Origin of the sequence: Yoonia sp., from assembly GCF_042093035.1 — a bacterium.
Taxonomy (GTDB): Bacteria; Pseudomonadota; Alphaproteobacteria; order Rhodobacterales; family Rhodobacteraceae; genus Yoonia.
This window is the reverse complement of record NZ_JBELFI010000150.1, coordinates 1993-4744: the sequence shown is the minus strand read 5'-3', so window position 1 is coordinate 4744 and position 2752 is coordinate 1993. Positions and strand designations below refer to the sequence as shown.

At 57.6% G+C, this 2752-nt stretch carries 1 pseudogene; it reads right to left on the bottom strand.

Annotated elements, in window-relative coordinates:
• Nucleotides 1-2686, bottom strand: a pseudogene (locus ACFDSS_RS13515) (flagellar biosynthesis protein FlgK); the annotation flags it as partial.
• Between the last annotated feature and the right edge of the window lie 66 nt (nt 2687-2752).

The following is a 2752-nucleotide window of genomic DNA, read 5'->3' as shown; positions in this document are numbered from 1 at the left end:
CGCCGATTTCGAATTCCGCGCTCAGGCGTCTTGCGCCATCTGAACCCATCACGACGATCAGCTCTTCGTCGGGAAGATCGCTCAGATGCAGGTAAATCCCGGCAGCACTGGTGCCACCAGCCTTGATGTCGACCACAGTTTCGTCAGTGCTGCGCGCCAAAAGCATGCCGTTTTCGACACTCAGTTCTGCATTGGCCAGCTTGAAGCCAAGTTCGGCTGCGACATCGGATGGCGTGACAGCCATGACAGCCGAACCCACCGCAGACGTCAGCGTGATGCTGGTCAATCCATCATCACCCAAAGTGATGTCAACCGACAGCCCATCGCTTGCGGATTGCAGGCTCAACACACCGCTTGTCGCTTGAAGCACCACCGTTTTTGCGTCGCCACCGACGGTGACGTCAATTTGGTAGGTACCATCAGTTTTTCCGGTCGCATCAAAGCTGCGGCCTTGCAGGCTTTGCGTGACCTGACTGTCCGACAACCCAAAAGCCGCTGCGCCGGAATCGGCCACTGGTCGTGGTCCCGCACCGGCAAGCTGCCCATCCGCCACGATCAGCGAAATCGAAAATCCTTCATCTGTTTGTGTAACACGGGGCGTGATCCGCCCAGATTCAGGCCCAGAAATCGCAAAATCCAAGGCCGTCAGCCGATCGGGATTGCCATCATCCACGCGGGTCAAAGTATATTCAGCACCCGCCAGAACGAACCTTGCAGAAGCGCCAATCGCGGGAATCGAGGTCGATCCAAACACGGCGCCCTGCAGCGACGGAACCGGGGCCTGTGCGCGCAGCTTTTGTGCGGTCAGTTGGGCCACACCTTCACCTGTCATGATGCCGGCGCTTAGTTCGTTCGCTGACACATCCGCCTCGAACAGCGTGCCGTCTGCCGCTGTCAAAACAGTTTCAAATCGCGCCGAAGGCGCATGAATGCGCGTGCCATCGACATTTTGCGACAGCCCGTCGATACTACTATCCACAGCGTAGCTCAGCGCAGCAAGCGTGCCACCATTTGAATGCTCTTGCGAAACCAAGCCGCCCTTCATCGGATCAGCAGAAGATTCCAGCGTGAAATCCGCGCGTCCCTCGCTGCTTGTCGTTAAGTCAAAGCCAGACCCGCTTGTGAACGCGACAGTCCCGCTAAACCGCAGATCAGCAGTGAAGGACACCGCCTCCGATGGCGAGGCTTCGTCATCGAGCGCGAGAGGGTTGTACATTTGGTCAAGCGAGCTGGCGCGCAAAGCCACACCAGACGAGATGTTCGTCGCAACAACGTCAAAGCCATCCCGCTGTACCAAGGTGACGGCATTGCCCGACACAGAAAGCTCGGCTGTGACGCCGGTTTCATCGGATCTACGATTAACCGCCTGCACCAGCTCTGATAGATCGCCATCGTTGATCTGTGCCGTAATCTTCAATGCGGTGTCGTTTACACCTTTCAGGTCGAATTGTGTTGTCCCGCTTCCCACACCATCCAGCGACAAACGTATCGCCGTACGCGCCACCGCACTCACCCCGACCGGGGCGAATGCCTTGTTTGCCTCTTGCGCAACATAGGCGGCATCAACGCCTGCGGGAATGCTGAGCGTGCCAGTTGTCCCCGTGTCCATCTGAAGGCTGATGGTTTGGGCTGTCGTGCTATTCGCCGCGGGGTTGGATGAAATAGTACCAACCGCAGTGCCGCTGAGACCCGTCAAGGAAACCATCTTGGATTGCAGACCGCTTGCCAGTGGGTCGGCTCCGGAACTGCGCTGCGTCACCGACATGCCACGATAACTTGATGAACCACTGACCGCATTATAATCGGACCGGTATTCAGCAGATGCATTAAATCCGTTCTCAGTCGTCAGCAGCTGCGCCACTTCAGCCGCAGCAAGAGGCGTCCCAGAAACCTGCCGCCCCTCGCGGGTAAAAATCCGGATATCACTGGCTGGTTTGCCGCTTGTGATATCGGTCAGCAACGCGTTGCCCCCGGCGGAAACGGCGCTGATTGCTGTCAGCGCACGCACACCATCCGAGGCAAAGGTAAACCCTGTTGCCGATCCTGTTACAGAAAGGCCAAGTTCTGAAATCGTTAGGTCGGTTGTCGTCGATCGGAGAACACCCGCAGACAAATACTTGGCGATTTCTTCGCCTGAAACCCATGCATCGGTTCCAACTGTTTCGGGGTCCAGCGAAAAGCTGTAATTCGTCCCACCAACGGTCAGTGTAAGACCCCCGATATCCGCATCATTCTGCGCTGAAACTGTCGCCGTTGTTTGTGTAGCCAGGCTTGCCAGCGTGATCGACTCGGTACCGCGCGGGATACTTCCGACGACACCGCCGCGCAGAAAATCTTTTGCCGCGACAGGCGAAAGGTTGTTTGTCAGAACCGACGACAGCGCTGGCACACCCGACCCAGGCAAGGCTTCCTGTGTCGAGGTCAGGACCGCCGAACCCTTGTTTGTTGTGGTAGGATAGATCGCAATCGTCGAAGCTGCGGCAATTTCCTCGCCCCGAGTCAACAAAAACGAGATTCGCGACGCCTCGCCCGACATCGGTGTAATGCTGAATGTATCGCCGTCTTTGGGCGTTCCCTCAACAAGAATGACCGCGCCGTCTATTTCGAGGCTCGCGCGCCCAGCACCCAGCCTTGCACCAGTATCATCTGTCAGTTGCCATTGCCCACGACGCCCATCGAACGTCATCTGCAACGCTCCCAGCCGGTCTGCCAGGCCAGGAACCAGACGGATCGTTGCTTGCGCATCCCCTTG